Origin of the sequence: Brucella sp. IR073 (genome assembly GCF_049065735.1) — a bacterium.
GTDB lineage: Bacteria > Pseudomonadota > Alphaproteobacteria > Rhizobiales > Rhizobiaceae > Paramesorhizobium.
This window is the reverse complement of sequence record NZ_JBAKHD010000001.1, coordinates 66,425-82,374: the sequence shown is the minus strand read 5'-3', so window position 1 is coordinate 82,374 and position 15,950 is coordinate 66,425. Positions and strand designations below refer to the sequence as shown.

The following is a 15,950-nucleotide window of genomic DNA, read 5'->3' as shown; positions in this document are numbered from 1 at the left end:
AATTCCGTCGCGCCATCACCCCCCTCTGCCCTGCCGGGCATCTCCCCCACAAGGGGGGAGATTAGCCTTCATCAACGTTCGGTACCAATCGCAAACGTTGCAGAATGAGCGCCGCGAGCCATGTCAGCCAATCTCCCCCCTTGTGGGGGAGATGCCCGGCAGGGCAGAGGGGGGTGCGCCTGGTAGAAGCGTACCCGGTAATCTAACTTAAAACGCCTCCGCCGGCAGCGCCATCAGCGTATCAGCGCCGGTCTGGATGCGGGCGAGGCGCAAGGCGGTTTCGGGCATGATGCGCTCCATATAGTAGCGGGCGGTGGCGAGCTTGGCTTCGAAATAAGCCTTTTTATCGCCCGCGCCGGCATCGAGCTTCTCCTGAGCGGCTTTCGCCATCTGTCCCCACATGTAGCCGAGTGAAACGAGACCGAAGAGATGCATATAATCGGTCGAGGCGGCACCGGCATTGTCGGGCTTGGCCATCGCGTTCTGCATCAGCCACATGGTGGCGCTTTGCAGATCGTTAAGACCCTTCTTGACATGCTTGGTGAAGAAGGAGAGCTGCTCGTTCGCACGGTTCTCCTCGCAGAAATCGCCGACTTCCTTGAAGAAAGCCATGACGGCGCGCCCGCCATTGGCGCCGAGCTTGCGGCCGACGAGGTCGAGCGCCTGGATGCCGTTGGCGCCCTCGTAGATCATGGCGATGCGCGCGTCGCGCACATACTGGCTCATGCCATGCTCCTCGATATAGCCATGGCCACCGAAGACCTGCTGCGCCATGACCGCATGGTCGAAGCCCTTGTCGGTCAGAACACCCTTCAGCACCGGGGTCATCAAGCCGATGAGATCATCCGCTGCCTGGCGCTCAGCTTCATCCGGTGAGCGGTGGGCGATGTCGGCCTTGAGCGCCGTCCAGAGGATGAGCGCGCGGCCCGCCTCGTTAAAGGCGCGGATGGTCATCAGCGAGCGGCGGATATCGGGATGAACGATGATGGGGTCCGCCTTCTTCTCCGGCTCGGCGGCGCCCGAGAGCGCCCGGCCCTGCAGGCGCTCGCGGGCATAGATGGCCGCGTTCTGATAGGCGGTTTCGGCAATCGAAAGGCCCTGCAGCGCGACGCCGAGGCGGGCCTCGTTCATCATGGTGAACATGGCGCGCAGGCCCTTGTTCTCGCCGCCGATGAGATAGCCGGTCGCCTCGTCATAATTCATAACGCAGGTGGCATTGCCGTGAATGCCCATCTTCTCTTCGATGGAACCGCAGGAAACGCCGTTGCGCTTGCCCGGATTGCCGTTCTCGTCAAGAACGAATTTCGGCACGATGAACAGCGAAATGCCCTTGGTGCCATCAGGCGCGCCCTCGATGCGGGCGAGCACCAGATGGATGATATTCTCCGACATATCGTGCTCGCCGGCGGAGATGAAAATCTTCTGCCCCGATATCTTGTAGGAGCCGTCGCCATTGGGCACCGCCTTGGTGCGCAGCAGGCCCAGATCCGTGCCGGCATGCGGCTCGGTCAGGTTCATGGTGCCGGTCCAGACGCCCTCGACCATTTTCGGCAGATAGGCCTGCTTCTGCTCTTCCGTGCCATGAGTCAGGATCGCGGCGATGGCGCCCTGCGTCAGGCCCGGATACATCATCAGCGCCATATTGGCGGACGACATATATTCGCCCGCCGCCACATGCAGCGCGTAAGGCAGCCCCTGCCCGCCATATTCGGCGGGGACGGCAAGGCCCAGCCAGCCGCCCTGGCAATAGAGGTCGTAGCCCTGCTTGAAGCCTTTCGGCGTCGTTACCGAGCCATCATCGTTGCGCACGCAGCCTTGGTGATCGCCGACCTGGTTCAAAGGAAACAGCGTGTTTTCCGCCAGCTTCGCGCCCTCCTGCAAAATCGCCTCGACCACATCGGGCGAGGCATCGGCAAAGCCGGGAAGATTGTCATAGCGCTCATAGCCCAGAACATCGTTCAGGATAAAAAGCGTGTCTTCGACGGGCGCGCGGTAGCTCGGCATCAATTTCCTCCATAATCATGCGATAGCAGGGGACCGGGCTCGGACTCATCAACCCGGAAGGCGTATTAGGCGCGGATATTAGACAATTTTGACGTTTTCGTAAACGTCAAAAACAAGCCCATCGCAATCACGTTGTCTTTTGCAACCGGCTGGATCATATTGTCCACATTAACCCATCAGGGGATTGTGATGTCTGAGGAACTGCAAAAAGTGCTTCATGCCCTCGGCTCGGTGATCGAGACGCAGCAGACCATCATCGGATATATTGCAAAATATGATGCCAGATTTGACCGTATCGATGCGGAATTGGTGAAGCTTACCCGCGGTCAGTTGAGGCTTCAGGAAGAGATAGACGCCATTAAGGCTGAATTAGCGGATTTTAGAAACCGATTTGATGCTATCGACAAGCGTTTTGAGGCCATAGAGAATCGTTTTAATGCTATCGACAAGCGCTTTGACGCTATCGTTCGCCGCCTCGATGAAATTGAAAATCACCTCGATCAAGATTCCCTGGAGATTCGCGCCCTCAGAAAGGATATTTTCAGCCTCGAAACCAAGGTGATGAACGCCATTCGAGACGGCGTGCGCAACGCTTCCGAACTGGAAAAGCTTATTCTGGATTTGGACAATCTTAAAGAACGGGTCAATATGATCGAGCGCCGGTTCGGAACTTGAGTTACCGCAACCTGATCGCCGGCACCCTTCCTCACGAAACCGCAGCCTGCTGCGCGACGCCCATCTTGCCCAAGACATAATCGACCACTTCGCGCAGTTCGGCGATCGATTCATCGAGCGCGGCGCGCTGCTCTTCCAGGCGGGCGATCTGGCGGGTGGATTTGTCCAGAACCGCGCGCAGCTGGCGCATGTTGGAGCCGTCAGGCTCGTAGAGATCGATGAGATATTTCAGCTCGCGGAGGGTGAAGCCAACCTTGCGCCCGAACAGGACGAGCCGGAGCCGGGTGCGGTCGCTGCGGGTATAGAGCCTGGTGGTTCCGGCGCGGCGCGGATTGAGCAGGCCTTTGTCTTCATAGAACCTCAGGGTGCGCAGCGAGACGCCGAATTCACTGGCGAGATCGCCGATGCGGAACGCCTTGTCTTCCGGAACATCGTTCCGCTCTTCCATGAAAAGAACCGTGGCAGGAGAGTCAACGGCCTTGTGGTCGTTCATAGTCTCGTTTTCCAGTTTGGACCTTCGCAAGGCTCCAGCTTTCCTCATCTCTCGCCCAATCCGAACGCGTTACAGACATGAAGCAGCATAGCGCCAGCCAAGGCTGTCGTTATCCGCGTGATGCCGCCATCGGAACGCAAATTTCCCCATTGCAGCGGGCAGATAGCCCGCCAATTCAGATTCCGCACCCCGGTTGCCGAATAGCCAAATCAGCTTTGGATTGCAAGCGCCGCCTCCCAATTTATTTGGAGGCGGGAGGATATTTCCGCAATGGCTTAAACAGGGATTAACGGGTTGTTTACCACGTTTTGACAAAGCTATCGGGTCGGTAATCCGTGGTCAGAGATTCGTAATCTTTTTCCACGGGCTTGCGACCTCAGGTCGTGGCGGCGTAGAAAGTTTGCAAAGCGGGCAGTTTGATGAAAAACCAGCGTTCCCCTCTCGAGGATCTCAATGCGCAGCGCACCCGCCGGGCGCCGTCATCGCTGGATGGGCTGAACCGCACGCTCGAAGAGCTGGAGAGCAGGCTCAAGGGACTGGACTCGGTCCGCGCACCGGCCGAGCGCTCCTATTACGCCGACGAGGAAAGCATCTTTCCGCGGCCGTATCGCAGCGACCTGCATGACGAAATCGGCGAACTGAAACGCACTGTACAGACGCTCGCGCGGGAAGAGTCCCTGCGCCGTCTGACCCACCGCTGGGATTCGCTGGACGAGCGCTTCGATGCCTTCGAACAGCGACATGGGCATGGCGACCTCAACGCGCCCGCCTTCATGCGGCAGATGGATGAGCGGCTGGATGAGATCAGCCGGGCGATCCTTTCCACCAGCATGTCCCGCCGCCCGGACCCGAACGAGGCGCGGCGGCTGGAGCGCATCGAGGAGAGGCTGGCGGACCTGACGCGGCAGATCGAGGCGGCGGAAGAGCGCTCCGTCATGCCGGACCCGACCTTCATCCGCGAGATCGACCGCCGCTTCGAGGAACTGGCGCAGCGGCTCGACGACCATTACACCGGCAGCCTCCACGACGCACGGCTGATCGAAAGCCTCGAAGGCCGGCTCGAAGACATTTCGCAGCAGCTCTCGGTCAATGCCGCCGCGCAATCGGCCATGCATACGAGCTTTCCGGGGCATGAGGTGTTCCGCAATCTCGAGGCGCAAGTGGCGGAAATCGCCCGCCATCTGGCGAAGCCCGATCCGCGTATGCCTGTGCTGGAACAGCGGCTCGATTCCATCGAGCGGTCGCTCAAATCGAGCCGAGACACCATGCTCGACGCGGCGCGGCAGGCGGCGGAAGACGCAATCCGCCATGTGGTCAAGAACGGCTCGTCGGGCGATGCGGCAATCGCGCGGCAGCTCGCGGAAGATCTGAAGTCGCTGGAAGCGCTGACCCGCCGGACGGATGAGCGCAGCAGCCGGACCTTCGAGACGATCCATGACACGCTCATCAAAATCGTCGACCGGCTCGGACGGCTCGAAGAAGAAGTGGCGAAGCCCGGTAGCGCCCCGATAGAGCTGCCACGCAAGAGTGCAGTTTCCACGGCTCCCCTGCCCTTCGAAAGCGAAACCCAGGCCATGCCGCGCTCGCCCGCCGCGGCGGCGGCGGAAGCAGCGCTCGCGGCCCTCAAGAGCGACGGCCGGGCCGCGCCCAAGGCAAGCGAACGCGAGGGCCGCAAATCCATGTTCGGCGGCCTGGCGAAAGCCGTCAAAGGCCGGAGCAATGGCGACGTGAAGGCCGAAACGGCCAAGGGCGCACAGAAGGCGGAACCAGGCTTTGACTCCATGACGAAAATGGACGCCATCGCCGAGCCGCTCGATGAAGCTGATATCAAGCTCGCCAACCAGCCGCTGGAGCCGGGCTCCGGAATGCCCGATCTCAACACGATCCTGAAGCGGGTACGCGACGAGCGCCGCGAGCGCGGCGGCGAAGCGCCTGGCGATGCGGGCAAGGCGGATTACATCATCGCCGCGCGCCGGGCCGCGCAAGCGGCGGCGGCAGAATCCGAGCGCCTGAAGAAGACAGCCGAGAAGCCGCAGGCGAAGAAGCGGGCGGCGTCGGGCGGCGTTCTCCAGCGACAGCGCAAGCCCATCCTGATGGCCATCGCGGCGATCATGATCGCGATGGCCGGATTGCAGGTGGGCACCGCCTTCCTCGCGCGGGACGACCGGCAGGGCGATTTTGGCGACGCCGCCAATGTAACCGAAGCGCCCGCCGCCGCGCCTTCGCTCGACACGCGCAGCACCGCCGCCGTACCGGAAAAGCAGCCGGACGCGGAACCCCGCGCCGTCACGCCCGAGACGCCAGCCGAACAGCCGGCGCCTTCCGCGCCCGCCGACACGGTAATGCTCAACACGCGGGCGGCAACCGCCGCGCCTGAGCCGGCGGAGCCGGCACCGCAGGCCGAGGCGACCGCTCCGGTTCCTGAAACCAGCGCCCCGGCACAGGCCGATACGGGCTCACAACAGGCCGCAATTCCTGAAATTCCTGAGGAAGCCGGTCCCCAGGCCTTGCGCGAGGCCGCGGCAAACGGCGACCCGAAGGCGCTGTTCGAGATCGGCAACCGCTATACGGACGGACGCGGCGTCCAGAGCGACTATGCCAAGGCGGCGCAGTGGTATGAGCTTGCGGCGTCCAAGGGCTTTGCTCCGGCGCAATACCGGCTCGGCAATTTCAACGAAAAGGGCCTTGGCATGCCACGCGATACGGCAAAGGCCAGGGATTGGTACCAGAAGGCCGCCGAGCAGGGCAATGCGAGCGCGATGCACAATCTCGCCGTGCTCTACGCCATGGGGCCGGACGGCACGCCTGACAACAACAATGCCGTACGCTGGTTCATCAAGGCGGCGGAGCTTGGCGTGAAGGACAGCCAGTTCAATCTCGGCATCCTCGCCGCCAAGGGCCTGGGAATGCCGCAGAACTTGGAAGAGAGCTACAAATGGTTCGCGCTCGCCGCCCAATCGGGCGACAAGGACGCGGAGCAGAAGCGCGACGCCATCGCAGGGTCGCTGAAGCCGGAGCAGCTGGAGCGCGCCAAGGGGATGGTGTCGCTATGGAAGGCAAAACCTCTCAATGAGGCCGCCAATTCGGTTGACGTGCCGGACGCATGGCTGGAAAGCCAGCCCATGACAACGGGCACAGTGGACATGAAGAAGGCCGTGCGCAACATCCAGCTCATCCTCAGCCGCAGCGGCTATGACGCCGGCACGCCTGATGGCGTGATGGGCGCCAAAACCCGCCAGGCCATCGCCGCCTTCCAGAAGGCCAATGGCATGAAGCCCACCGGCGATGTCGATCAGCCGCTGGTGGAGGCGCTCTTGAAGCAGAACCAGCAGCTTTCAATGGCGGCGAAGCAGTAGGTACGGCTCCCTCCTTCCCCCTTGCGGGGAAGGTGCCCGCGTCAGCGGGCGGATGGGGGTGGTGACGGATGCGCTACATTCTTCGAAGCAAGCGCAAACGTCACCACCCCCACCCGACCCTTTGGGCCACCTTCCCCGCAAGGGGGAAGGAAAGGAAGGCCGAAAATGTGATGATTCTGCCGCATGTTGGCATAAAAAGCGCGCTCTCGGGCCAGCGCCCTTTTTCCGTCGAGATTATCCCGGTAACGCTTAGTTGATTTTCAAGATGCCGGCGGGTTGCGTCGCCAAGGCGTTGTTTCATCCGTATGATCCGGCCGAAAAGTCCGCGGCTTTGCCGGCGCTGGCCTTCGGTTATGGATCATGCATTCACCGGGTTCGGAATTGGGCATCTATCTCCCCATTGCGGAAATATCGGTCAACATGCTGGTCATTCTCGGCATGGGGGCGGCGGTCGGCTTTCTTTCGGGCATGTTCGGCGTCAGCGGCGGGTTCCTGATCACGCCGCTCCTGATCTTCTACAACATCCCGCCGGCGGTCGCGGTGGCGACGGGGGTCAACCAGGTCATCGCCTCCTCGGTTTCCGGGGCGCTCGCCCATTTCAAGCGCCGCACGCTGGATATCAAGCTAGGGCTACTTCTCGTTGTGGGGGGGCTCGTCGGCTCGCTCGTCGGGATCTATCTGTTCTCGCTGCTGCGCGAACTCGGCCAACTCGATCTCATCGTCTCGCTGCTCTATGTGATCCTGCTCGGGACGGTCGGCGGGCTGATGCTGATCGAGAGCTGGCGGGCGCTGCAGCGCGTGCGCCAGGGGCAGACCGCCACGCTGAAGCGGCCCGGCCAGCACAATTGGGTGCATAGGCTGCCGCTGAAGATGCGGTTCCGCGCTTCGAAGATCTATGTCAGCGTCATTCCCGTGCTGGGGCTCGGTTTCCTCATCGGCGTGCTCGCCGCGATCATGGGCGTGGGCGGCGGCTTCATCATGGTGCCGGCGCTGATCTATCTCTTGCGCGTGCCGACCAATGTCGTCATCGGTACGTCGCTGTTCCAGGTCACCTTCGTCACCGCCTTCGCCACGGTGATGCAGGCGATGACCAACCATTCGGTCGATATCGTGCTGGCGCTGCTATTGATGCTGGGCGGCGTGATCGGCGCGCAATATGGCGCGCGCGCCGGGCAGAAGCTGCGCGGCGAACAGCTTCGCCTCCTGCTTGCCCTGCTCGTGCTCGCGGTGGCGCTGCGCCTCGCCTTCAGCCTGTTCATCAGGCCGGACAATCTGTTCTCTATATCCCTTGCGAACGGGTAAGCCGATGCCTGCCCGCCGCCTTTCCTCTCCAATCTTGGCTGCGAGCGTCGCTCTTCTTGCGGCCGTGCCCGCCTTTGCGCAGACAGCACAGCTGGAAGAGGTCGCCGCCGGCGCCCCCGAGCAAGCCGAGACGATCGAGATCGGCCTTTCCACGGAAACCATCGCCATCACCTCGAATTTCCGAGGAACGGACCTCACCATCTTCGGCGCGCTCGACAATGCCGACCCGCTGGTCAGGCGGCACGGGCGCTATGACATCATCGTCGTCCTGCAAGGCCCCGACCGCGATCTCGTCATCCGCAAGAAGAGCCGTTATCTCGGCGTGTGGGTGAATGCGGAATCGCAGACTTTCCTCGGCGTGCCGCTCTCCTATTCCCTCGCCTCGACCCGCAGCCTGCAGGACATCGCTGAGCCAAAGGTCTACCAGCAGCTTTCGATCGGCGTCGACAATTTCCACCTTGCGGCGGTTGCGTCGGAAAACCCGCCCGAGGACATCAGGCAATTCGATCAGCAACTGCGCGAGATGAAAACGCGGGACGGGCTCTACACCCAGCGCGTCGGCGGCGTGGAGTTCATCTCACCGACCCTCTTCCGCGCCACGCTCTCGCTTCCCGCGAATGTGCCGGTGGGGCGGCACAAGGCCCGCGCGCTCCTGTTCCGCAACGGCACGTTTTTACGCGAGGCGGACACCAGCCTGCAGATCATCAAGGCGGGGCTCGAGTATCGCATCTATGATGCGGCGCAGAACCATGGGTTTTTATATGGTTTGTTTGCTGTGTTTCTGGCGGTGTTTACGGGGTGGTTCGGGAGGTTGTTGTTCAGGAAGGATTGAGCCGGGCGCCCTCCCTCCCCCTACCCCCCAACCAGCATCCCCCGCCGGATCGCATAGACCCTGTCGCTTCCCAGCATGAACGCCAGAAACCGCTCCTCCGCGAACAGCCCGCGGAAGGCCCGGTCCAGCACGTTGAGCGCACCCGTATAAGCGCCGAAGGCGGGCATGATCAGGCGCTCGCCGTCGCTGGCGAAGCAGGGACGGCGGACGGAGCGGCCGCGGCGGATGATCTTGGCAGCCGGGTGAAGGTGTCCGGCGATCTCGCCCGGTGCGCTGCCTTTTTGCGGCTCATGGCGGAAGATGAGGGGCCCGAATGCCAGCTCATCGGCGACATCCCCCGGCAAGTCCACCGGGCTTTCCGGATCGTGGTTGCCTGATATCCATATCCATTCGCGTCCGGCCATGAGATGCTTCAGCCTGAAGACATAAGGCGCAGGCAAGCGGGCGGAGGCTTGGCCATCGTGAAAACTATCGCCGAGGCTCACCACGATCGCCGGATTATGGCGAGCGATGACGGCGGCGAGCAGGTCGAGCGTGGCGGCGGTGTCATAAGGCGGCAGCAGCATGCCGCGCCGGGCGAAGGAGGAGCCTTTTTCCAGATGCAAATCCGAGACGACAAGCAGCCGCATGTCGGGGAAATAGAGCGCGCCTGCGGGGTCGCATAACGCTTCCACGCCTGCGATGGCCGCCCTTGCCGCGCCATGCCCCTCTCCCATGCGTAGCATTACGGTCATATGTCTCCCATTACCTCGCGGATCAGTTCATCGGCGGCTTCGGCCAGAAGCACGTCATTCGCCTCGCCCGCCACCGATTCCCTGCCGATTTCCAGCATGACCGGCACGGCCAGCGGGGAAATCTGCTCGAGGTCGCGATGGACGATTCGGCCCTTGATGCGCGCGAGCATATCGGCCAGGCGGCGGATGTCGAGAAGGCCAGTAGCGGCGTCGGCGCGGGTGGCCTTGAGCAGGATGTGGTCCGGCTCGTGGGTGCGCAGCACGTCATAGATCAGATCGGTCGAAACCGTCACCTGGCGCCCGGTCTTCTCCTGCCCCGGATGACGCCGCTCGATCAGCCCGGAAATAACGGCGCAATTGCGAAAGGTGCGCTTCAGGAGATAGCTTTCATCCATCCATGCTTCGAGATCGTCGCCCAGCATGTCCTCGTCGAAAAGCTGGCTAAGTGGCAGCTCGCCTGAGCGAAACATGCGGCCCAGATCATTGAGCGCCCAGACGCCGAGCGAATAATCCGTCGCGACGAAGCCGAGGGGCCGCGCCCTCGCCCGCTCCAGTCGCCGCGTCAAGAGCATGCCGAGCGTCTGGTGGGCGAGCCGGCCCTCGAAGGGATAGGCGACCATGTAATAGCGTGACCCGCGCGGAAAGGTCTCGACTAGCAGTTCCCCCGCTTGGGGGAGGATGGATTTCCTGCGCTGGATGTCCAGCCATTCATGCACCTGGGTTGGCAGCGCATCCCAGCGAGCGGGATCGGCCAGCATGGCGCGGACCTCGCCTGCCAGATAGGTCGAGAGCGGAAATTTACCGCCGGCATAGATGGGAATTTTCGCATCCTGCCCGGCGGCATTGGAGGCGATGCACTCATTGTCGCGGATGCCTTCGAAGCGCAGCACCTTGCCCGCGAAGAGGAAGGTGTCGCCCGGCGTCATGCTCTCAAGGAAATATTCCTCGATCTTGCCCAGCACCCGCCCGCCATAGGCCTTGCCGCGCCCCGATTTGGTCAGCCGTACATTCAGCTCCGGCGCTTCGACGATGGTACCGATGTTGAGCCTATATTGCTGGGCAATGCGCGGATGGCTGACGCGCCAGGTGCCGTCAGCCGTCTTGCGGATCTTGGCGAAGCGCTCATAGCTCTTCAGCGCATAGCCGCCGGTCGCGACAAAGTCGAGAATGCGGTCGAAGGTCTCGCGCGGCAGATCGGCATAGGGCGCGGCGGTGCGGATTTCGGCGTAAAGCGCGTCGGCATCGAACGGCGCGGCGCAAGCCATGCCCAGCACATGCTGTGCCAGCACGTCGAGCGCACCTTCCGCCAGAGGCGGTGTATCCTGTGCGCCCAGATAATTGGCGTCGAGCGCGGCGCGGCACTCCATCACCTCAAAGCGGTTGGCGGGTACGAGAATGGCGCGGCTCGGCTCGTCCATGCGGTGGTTGGCGCGGCCGATGCGCTGGGCAAGGCGGCTCGCGCCCTTGGGCGCGCCGACATGGATGACCAAATCGACATCACCCCAGTCAATGCCCATGTCGAGGGTCGAGGTGGCGACGATAGCGCGCAGGCTGTTTCCGGCCATGGCCTGCTCGACCTTGCGCCGCTGCCCGGCATCGAGCGAGCCATGATGGAGCGCGATGGGCAGCGTATCCTCATTGATACGCCAGAGTTCCTGAAACAACATTTCCGCCTGGCTGCGCGTGTTGACGAAGAGCAGCGTGGTGCGGTGGGCACGGATCGCCTCGTAGATATCCGGCAAGGCATAGCGGGCCGAATGCCCCGCCCAGGGGATGCGCTCGGCGGATTCAAGGATGGAAATGTCGGGCTTTGCCCCTCCTTCCACGGTGATCAGCCCGGCCATGGGCTTTGTTTCGTCTTGGCTCACCAGCCAGCGGCGCAATTCGTCCGGCTCCGCCACCGTGGCGGACAGGCCGACGGTTTGCAGCTTGGGCTGCAATTGCCGCAATCGCGCCAGCCCAAGCGACAGGAGATGGCCGCGCTTGGAGATGACCAGCGAGTGCAATTCATCGAGCACGACATAGCGCAGATCGGCAAAGAAACGCTCCGCATCCTTCGAGGCGAGGAGGAGCGCGAGCTGTTCCGGCGTCGTCAGCAGAATGTCCGGCGGCGCGAGCTTCTGACGCTGGCGCTTGTGGGCGGGCGTGTCGCCGGTGCGCGTTGCAATCGTGATCGGAAGCTGCATCTCCTCGACGGGGATGCCGAGATTGCGGTGAATATCCACCGCAAGCGCCTTCAAGGGCGAAATGTAGAGCGTGTGAATGCCGCGCGGGGCCATGCCCGGCTTGCGCTTCGTCCGCCGCGTCAGATCGACCAGCGACGGTAGAAAGCCCGCCAGCGTCTTGCCAGCGCCTGTCGGGGCGATCAGCAGCATCGACCGGCCCCGCTCCGCCTCGGCCAGAAGCTGCAATTGATGCAGACGCGGCTGCCAGCCCTTGTCGCGGAACCATTTCAGGAATGGTTCCGGCAGGGGGAATGTCGTTTCGGCGGGGTCTGGCTTCGCGTTCAGGGTCACGCGAAGGAAGTTAATGCGCCACCGCGCCGCCGCCAAGCGGTTTGTTCACTTTTGTTCTTGTTTTAGAGGCGCCGCGCCACCGTCACGATGCCCGTCAGCGGCTCGCCGCGGTCGTAACGGATGGTTGCCTTGCTCATTTCGATGGGGGCGAAGCCGTGCTCATCGAGGAGGCGGCGGATATAGGCGGAGGAATGGGTGAAGCGGAGCGAGGGCTGGAGGAGCAGGTCTTCGTCCGAGCTGTCATCCGTCTCGACGGAAAAGGCGAAAAGCCCGCCCGGCTCCAGCGCATCGGCGATATTGGCGAAGGCGCGGTCGAGCGCGCCGACATAGACGAACACATCAGCGGCGACGACAAGGTCCGCCGGCGTATCCGGCTTTTCCAGCTCGTTGACATCGCCCTTTTGGAGGCGGTCATAGATGCCCTTTTCCTCGGCCTTGCGCAGCATGGCATCCGAGAGGTCGATGCCTTCGAGATAATCGGTAACGGCGCGCAGGCGCTCGCCCATGAGCCCGGTGCCGCAGCCGAGATCCATGGCGTGGCGGTAGCGGCGGGTGCCGACCCTTGCGATGGCTTCGGCAAGGAGCTCGGGGACGCGATAATCGAGCTTTTCGACGAGCGCCGTCTCGAAAGTGGGCGCGTAGGCGTCGAACAGGGTTTCGACATAGGCGGTGGGCGGCGCGTCGGGCCGGTCGGCAAGGCCGATGCTGGCCAGTTTCAGGCTTGCGCCGAAGCGGTCTTCCGGGTCGGCCTCGAGCACGCCGCGCCAAGCCTTGGCGGCGGCTTCCGGATGGCCGACCTCCTCCTCCATCTCGCCCAGTCGGAAAAGGCCGGGCACCCAGCCGGGCACGATTTCCAGCGCCTGCCGCATCACATCCGCCGCTCCTCCATAATCGCCCGCTTCGAACATCATCTCGGCATAATGGGCACGGCGATCAGCAATCAGATCGCCGGAGGAAAGGAAAGCGCGCGTCATGAAGGGCCAGATTTTGGGGTTGGGTGCGCGGCATATGATCTTCAACCCGGGCTTTTGCAAGCCTTTTCTATCGGCCCCTTCGCCCCTATCTTCACATTATGCGCCCAGAGGACCTTCTCCGCCCCACGCCGCAAGGACTTTGCTGCCCGCCTGGCGATTTTCACATCGACCCGGTGCGGCCCGTGGCGCGCGCCCTCATCACGCATGGCCATGCCGACCATGCCCGCGCGGGGCATGGCCATGTGCTCGCCACGCAGGAGACGCTCGACATCATGCGGCTGCGCTATGGCGAGAATTTTGCCGGATCGACACAGGCCATCCGTTTTGGCGAGACACTTGCCATCAACGGAGTTGCGGTACGGTTTCACCCGGCGGGGCATGTGCTGGGGTCGGCACAGATCGCGGTGGAGCAGAACGGCATGCGCATCGTTGTTTCCGGCGATTATAAGCGCCAGGCGGACCCGACATGCCAAGCTTTCGAGCCGGTCAGCTGCGATGTCTTCATCACCGAGGCGACCTTTGCCCTGCCCGTCTTCCGGCACCCGGACGCGGCGCATGAGATCGCGCTGCTGATGAAATCGGTGACACAGTTTCCGGAGCGCAGCCATATCGTCGGCGCCTATGCGCTCGGCAAGGCGCAGCGGGTGATCAGCCTCATCCGGCAGGCGGGCTATGACAAGCCGATCTATATCCACGGCGCCTTGCAGAAGCTCTGCGATTATTACCAGTCGCAGGGGATCGATCTGGGCGAACTCCGGCCAGCAACGCTGGAAGAGAGCGCGCCGCAGGATTTCGCAGGCGCAATCGTCATCGGCCCGCCCTCGGCCTTCGTGGACCGCTGGGCGCGGCGCTTTCCCGATCCGCTCGCCTGCTTTGCGTCAGGCTGGATGCGCATCCGCCAGCGGGCGAAGCAGCAGGGCGTGGAGCTGCCGCTCATCATCTCCGACCATTGCGATTGGGACGAATTGACGGAAACGATCCGCGAAATCGGCCCTGCGCAAGTCTGGGTCACGCATGGGCGCGAGGAAGCACTGGTGCGCTGGTGCACGCTGTCGGGCATTCCCGCTCGGCCTTTGCACCTCGTCGGCTATGAGGACGAAGGGGACTGATGGAAGGGTTTGCCGAGCTCCTCGACCGGCTGGTTTTGACGCCGCAGCGCAATGGCAAGCTGCGGCTGCTTGTCGATTATTTCCACGCGACGCCCGACCCGGAACGGGGCTATGCCCTCGCCGCCATCACGCGCGACCTGGACCTCGCCAGCGTCAAGCCCGCCATGCTGCGCGCGCTGGTGGGCGAACGGGTGGACCCCGAGCTTTTCGCCTATTCCTATGATTATGTCGGCGACCTTGCCGAAACCATCTCGCTGATCTGGCCCACGCCCGAACGCAGGCGCGCCAACCGTCCGCCGCTGCTCTCCGATATCGTCGATGCCCTGTCGCAGGCCTCGCGGCGGGAAGGGCCGCTGCTCGTCGCGCTCTGGCTCGACGATCTCGACGCCTCGGGCCGCTATGCGCTCCTGAAGCTCGTCACCGGGGGACTGCGCATCGGCGTCTCCGCCCGGCTCGCCAAGCAGGCGCTCGCCGATTTTGGGCAGGTGGAGGTGACCGAGATCGAGGAACTCTGGCACGGGCTGACGCCACCTTATGAAAACCTCTTCGCATGGCTGGAAGGGCGAGCCCCGAGGCCGGCCAATCTGGCGGCGGCGCCCTTCCGCCCCGTCATGCTGGCGACGGCGCTGGACGAGGCGGAATTTCCCAAATTAGACCCCGCCGATTATGCGGCGGAATGGAAATGGGACGGCATCCGCGTGCAGGTGGTGGCGGAGGACGGCGTGCGGCGCATCTATTCGCGCACCGGGGATGATATCTCCCATGCCTTCCCCGATATTCTCGAGGCCATGGATTTCGAGGGGGCGATCGATGGCGAGCTTCTGGTGGGGCGGCTTGGCGAGGTCGGCATCGTGGCCGGCACCTTCGGCGATCTGCAACAGCGGCTCAATCGCAAGACGGTCACGGCGAAGCAGCTCGCGGATTATCCCGCCTTCGTGCGCGCCTATGATCTGCTGCAGGAGGGCAGTCAGAATACGGGCAAGGATATGCGCGCCCTCCCCTTTCGCGAGCGGCGGATGCGGCTCGAAGCCTTCGTCGCCACGCTCGATCCGCGGCGTTTCGATCTTTCACCGCTGGTCTCCTTCACAAGCTTCGAGGAACTCGCGGCGTTTCGCAAAGCGCCGCCGCATCCGATCATCGAAGGGGTGATGCTGAAGCGCCACGGTAGCCCTTACCTGCCGGGACGCCCCAAGGGACCGTGGTTCAAATGGAAGCGCGATCCCTTCACCGTCGATGCCGTGCTCGTCTATGCGCAGCGCGGGCATGGCAAAAGATCGAGCTATTATTCCGACTTCACCTTTGCCGTGTGGACCGGGCCGGAGGACGACCCGACCCTCGTGCCTGTCGGCAAGGCCTATTTCGGCTTCACTGACGAAGAACTGAAGCTGCTCGACCGCTTCGTGCGCGAGAACACGACCGAGCGCTTCGGCCCGGTGCGAGCGGTAAAGGCCGAGCCTGACCATGGGCTGGTTGTGGAAGTGGCCTTCGAAGGGCTCAACCGCTCGACGCGGCATAAATCCGGCGTGGCCATGCGCTTCCCCCGGTTTTCACGCTTACGCTGGGACAAACCGCCGCGCGAGGCAGACCGGCTGGAGGCGCTGGAGAAACTGCTGGAGCGGGAATGATTTTTGCAATTTTTCTAATATGTTTGAAAGCTAATTCAATTATAAGTATATTACATTATAACCCGTAGTTTATATCGCTATCTTATAATTCTGCTACGAATAGTGGTGCGTTCGAAAGCAAAACGCAGAAAGCGCCGGACCAGCAGACGCACCGGCGGAGGTGGGCTCTCCCGGCATTGGCGGTGCCTCGCTCTCGAACGATGGAGGTGAAAATGATGTGGTATCCCATACCACCTATCAGGATCACGCTGCAGGTAAGGAAAACCCGGACGGGCTGGTTAGTGACCGTCCGGATTGAGATTATCCTGTAGTAAAGCGACCTTGGGAGTT

The 15,950-nt window shown here is 62.8% G+C and carries 11 protein-coding genes; 6 read left to right on the top strand and 5 right to left on the bottom strand.

Features of this window, described 5'->3' with window-relative positions:
• Positions 1 to 207 precede the first annotated feature (207 nt).
• On the bottom strand, positions 208 to 2,004 hold the full coding sequence (locus ACOWVG_RS00425) for an acyl-CoA dehydrogenase C-terminal domain-containing protein (RefSeq protein WP_420959386.1): 1,797 nt from the start codon (positions 2,002 to 2,004) through the stop codon (positions 208 to 210).
• 189 nt (positions 2,005 to 2,193) lie between these two features.
• On the opposite strand from ACOWVG_RS00425, the gene ACOWVG_RS00420 reads away from it, so the two are divergent.
• A complete protein-coding gene (locus ACOWVG_RS00420; RefSeq protein ID WP_420959385.1) occupies positions 2,194 to 2,679 on the top strand; it encodes a hypothetical protein in 486 nt (161 codons plus the stop codon).
• Between the two features lie 31 nt (positions 2,680 to 2,710).
• On the opposite strand, the gene ACOWVG_RS00415 is transcribed toward ACOWVG_RS00420, so the two are convergent.
• Entirely contained in the window at positions 2,711 to 3,127 is a 417-nt protein-coding gene (locus tag ACOWVG_RS00415) for a MerR family transcriptional regulator (protein ID WP_420960133.1), read from the bottom strand.
• A 464-nt stretch (positions 3,128 to 3,591) separates the two neighbouring features.
• On the opposite strand from ACOWVG_RS00415, the gene ACOWVG_RS00410 reads away from it, so the two are divergent.
• From ACOWVG_RS00410 to ACOWVG_RS00400, 3 genes are all read left to right on the top strand, one after another.
• The gene (locus ACOWVG_RS00410) at positions 3,592 to 6,528 is read left to right on the top strand and encodes a peptidoglycan-binding protein (protein ID WP_420959384.1); all 2,937 of its coding nucleotides are present in this window, start codon (positions 3,592 to 3,594) and stop codon (positions 6,526 to 6,528) included.
• A 360-nt stretch (positions 6,529 to 6,888) separates the two neighbouring features.
• Complete coding sequence (locus ACOWVG_RS00405; RefSeq protein ID WP_420959383.1) at positions 6,889 to 7,830, top strand: sulfite exporter TauE/SafE family protein; 942 nt, start codon at positions 6,889 to 6,891, stop codon at positions 7,828 to 7,830.
• A 4-nt stretch (positions 7,831 to 7,834) separates the two neighbouring features.
• Entirely contained in the window at positions 7,835 to 8,662 is an 828-nt protein-coding gene (locus ACOWVG_RS00400; RefSeq protein ID WP_420959381.1) for a TIGR02186 family protein, read from the top strand.
• Between the two features lie 20 nt (positions 8,663 to 8,682).
• Here ACOWVG_RS00400 and pdeM read toward each other — a convergent pair whose 3' ends face one another.
• From pdeM to ACOWVG_RS00385, 3 genes are all read right to left on the bottom strand, one after another.
• Positions 8,683 to 9,396 carry a ligase-associated DNA damage response endonuclease PdeM gene (pdeM, locus tag ACOWVG_RS00395; RefSeq protein WP_420959380.1) on the bottom strand — a complete coding sequence of 238 codons (714 nt, stop codon included), beginning with the start codon at positions 9,394 to 9,396 and terminating at the stop codon, positions 8,683 to 8,685.
• A complete protein-coding gene (locus ACOWVG_RS00390; RefSeq protein WP_420959379.1) occupies positions 9,393 to 11,912 on the bottom strand; it encodes a ligase-associated DNA damage response DEXH box helicase in 2,520 nt (839 codons plus the stop codon). The genes pdeM and ACOWVG_RS00390 overlap by 4 nt, the downstream gene beginning before the upstream one ends.
• 62 nt (positions 11,913 to 11,974) lie before the next feature.
• The gene (locus tag ACOWVG_RS00385) at positions 11,975 to 12,886 is read right to left on the bottom strand and encodes a methyltransferase domain-containing protein (protein ID WP_420959378.1); all 912 of its coding nucleotides are present in this window, start codon (positions 12,884 to 12,886) and stop codon (positions 11,975 to 11,977) included.
• 98 nt (positions 12,887 to 12,984) lie between these two features.
• Between ACOWVG_RS00385 and ACOWVG_RS00380 the strand changes: the two genes are divergently transcribed.
• Positions 12,985 to 13,995, top strand: a complete 1,011-nt coding sequence (locus ACOWVG_RS00380; protein ID WP_420959377.1) for a ligase-associated DNA damage response exonuclease — start codon at positions 12,985 to 12,987, stop codon at positions 13,993 to 13,995.
• On the top strand, positions 13,995 to 15,620 hold the full coding sequence (locus ACOWVG_RS00375) for a cisplatin damage response ATP-dependent DNA ligase (protein ID WP_420959376.1): 1,626 nt from the start codon (positions 13,995 to 13,997) through the stop codon (positions 15,618 to 15,620). The genes ACOWVG_RS00380 and ACOWVG_RS00375 overlap by 1 nt, the downstream gene beginning before the upstream one ends.
• Positions 15,621 to 15,950: the final 330 nt, after the last annotated feature.

Bases quoted from the DNA above. Each gene is read 5' to 3' on its own strand.
- ACOWVG_RS00400 (WP_420959381.1), top strand. From the start codon at position 7,835: ATGCCTGCCCGCCGCCTTTCCTCTCCAATCTTGGCTGCGAGCGTCGCT.
- ACOWVG_RS00420 (WP_420959385.1), top strand. From the start codon at position 2,194: ATGTCTGAGGAACTGCAAAAAGTGCTTCATGCCCTCGGCTCGGTGATC.
- ACOWVG_RS00415 (WP_420960133.1), bottom strand. From the start codon at position 3,127: ATGGAAGAGCGGAACGATGTTCCGGAAGACAAGGCGTTCCGCATCGGC.
- ACOWVG_RS00375 (WP_420959376.1), top strand. From the start codon at position 13,995: ATGGAAGGGTTTGCCGAGCTCCTCGACCGGCTGGTTTTGACGCCGCAG.
- ACOWVG_RS00380 (WP_420959377.1), top strand. From the start codon at position 12,985: ATGCGCCCAGAGGACCTTCTCCGCCCCACGCCGCAAGGACTTTGCTGC.
- ACOWVG_RS00405 (WP_420959383.1), top strand. From the start codon at position 6,889: ATGCATTCACCGGGTTCGGAATTGGGCATCTATCTCCCCATTGCGGAA.
- ACOWVG_RS00385 (WP_420959378.1), bottom strand. From the start codon at position 12,886: ATGACGCGCGCTTTCCTTTCCTCCGGCGATCTGATTGCTGATCGCCGT.
- ACOWVG_RS00410 (WP_420959384.1), top strand. From the start codon at position 3,592: ATGAAAAACCAGCGTTCCCCTCTCGAGGATCTCAATGCGCAGCGCACC.
- ACOWVG_RS00425 (WP_420959386.1), bottom strand. From the start codon at position 2,004: ATGCCGAGCTACCGCGCGCCCGTCGAAGACACGCTTTTTATCCTGAAC.
- pdeM (WP_420959380.1), bottom strand. From the start codon at position 9,396: ATGACCGTAATGCTACGCATGGGAGAGGGGCATGGCGCGGCAAGGGCG.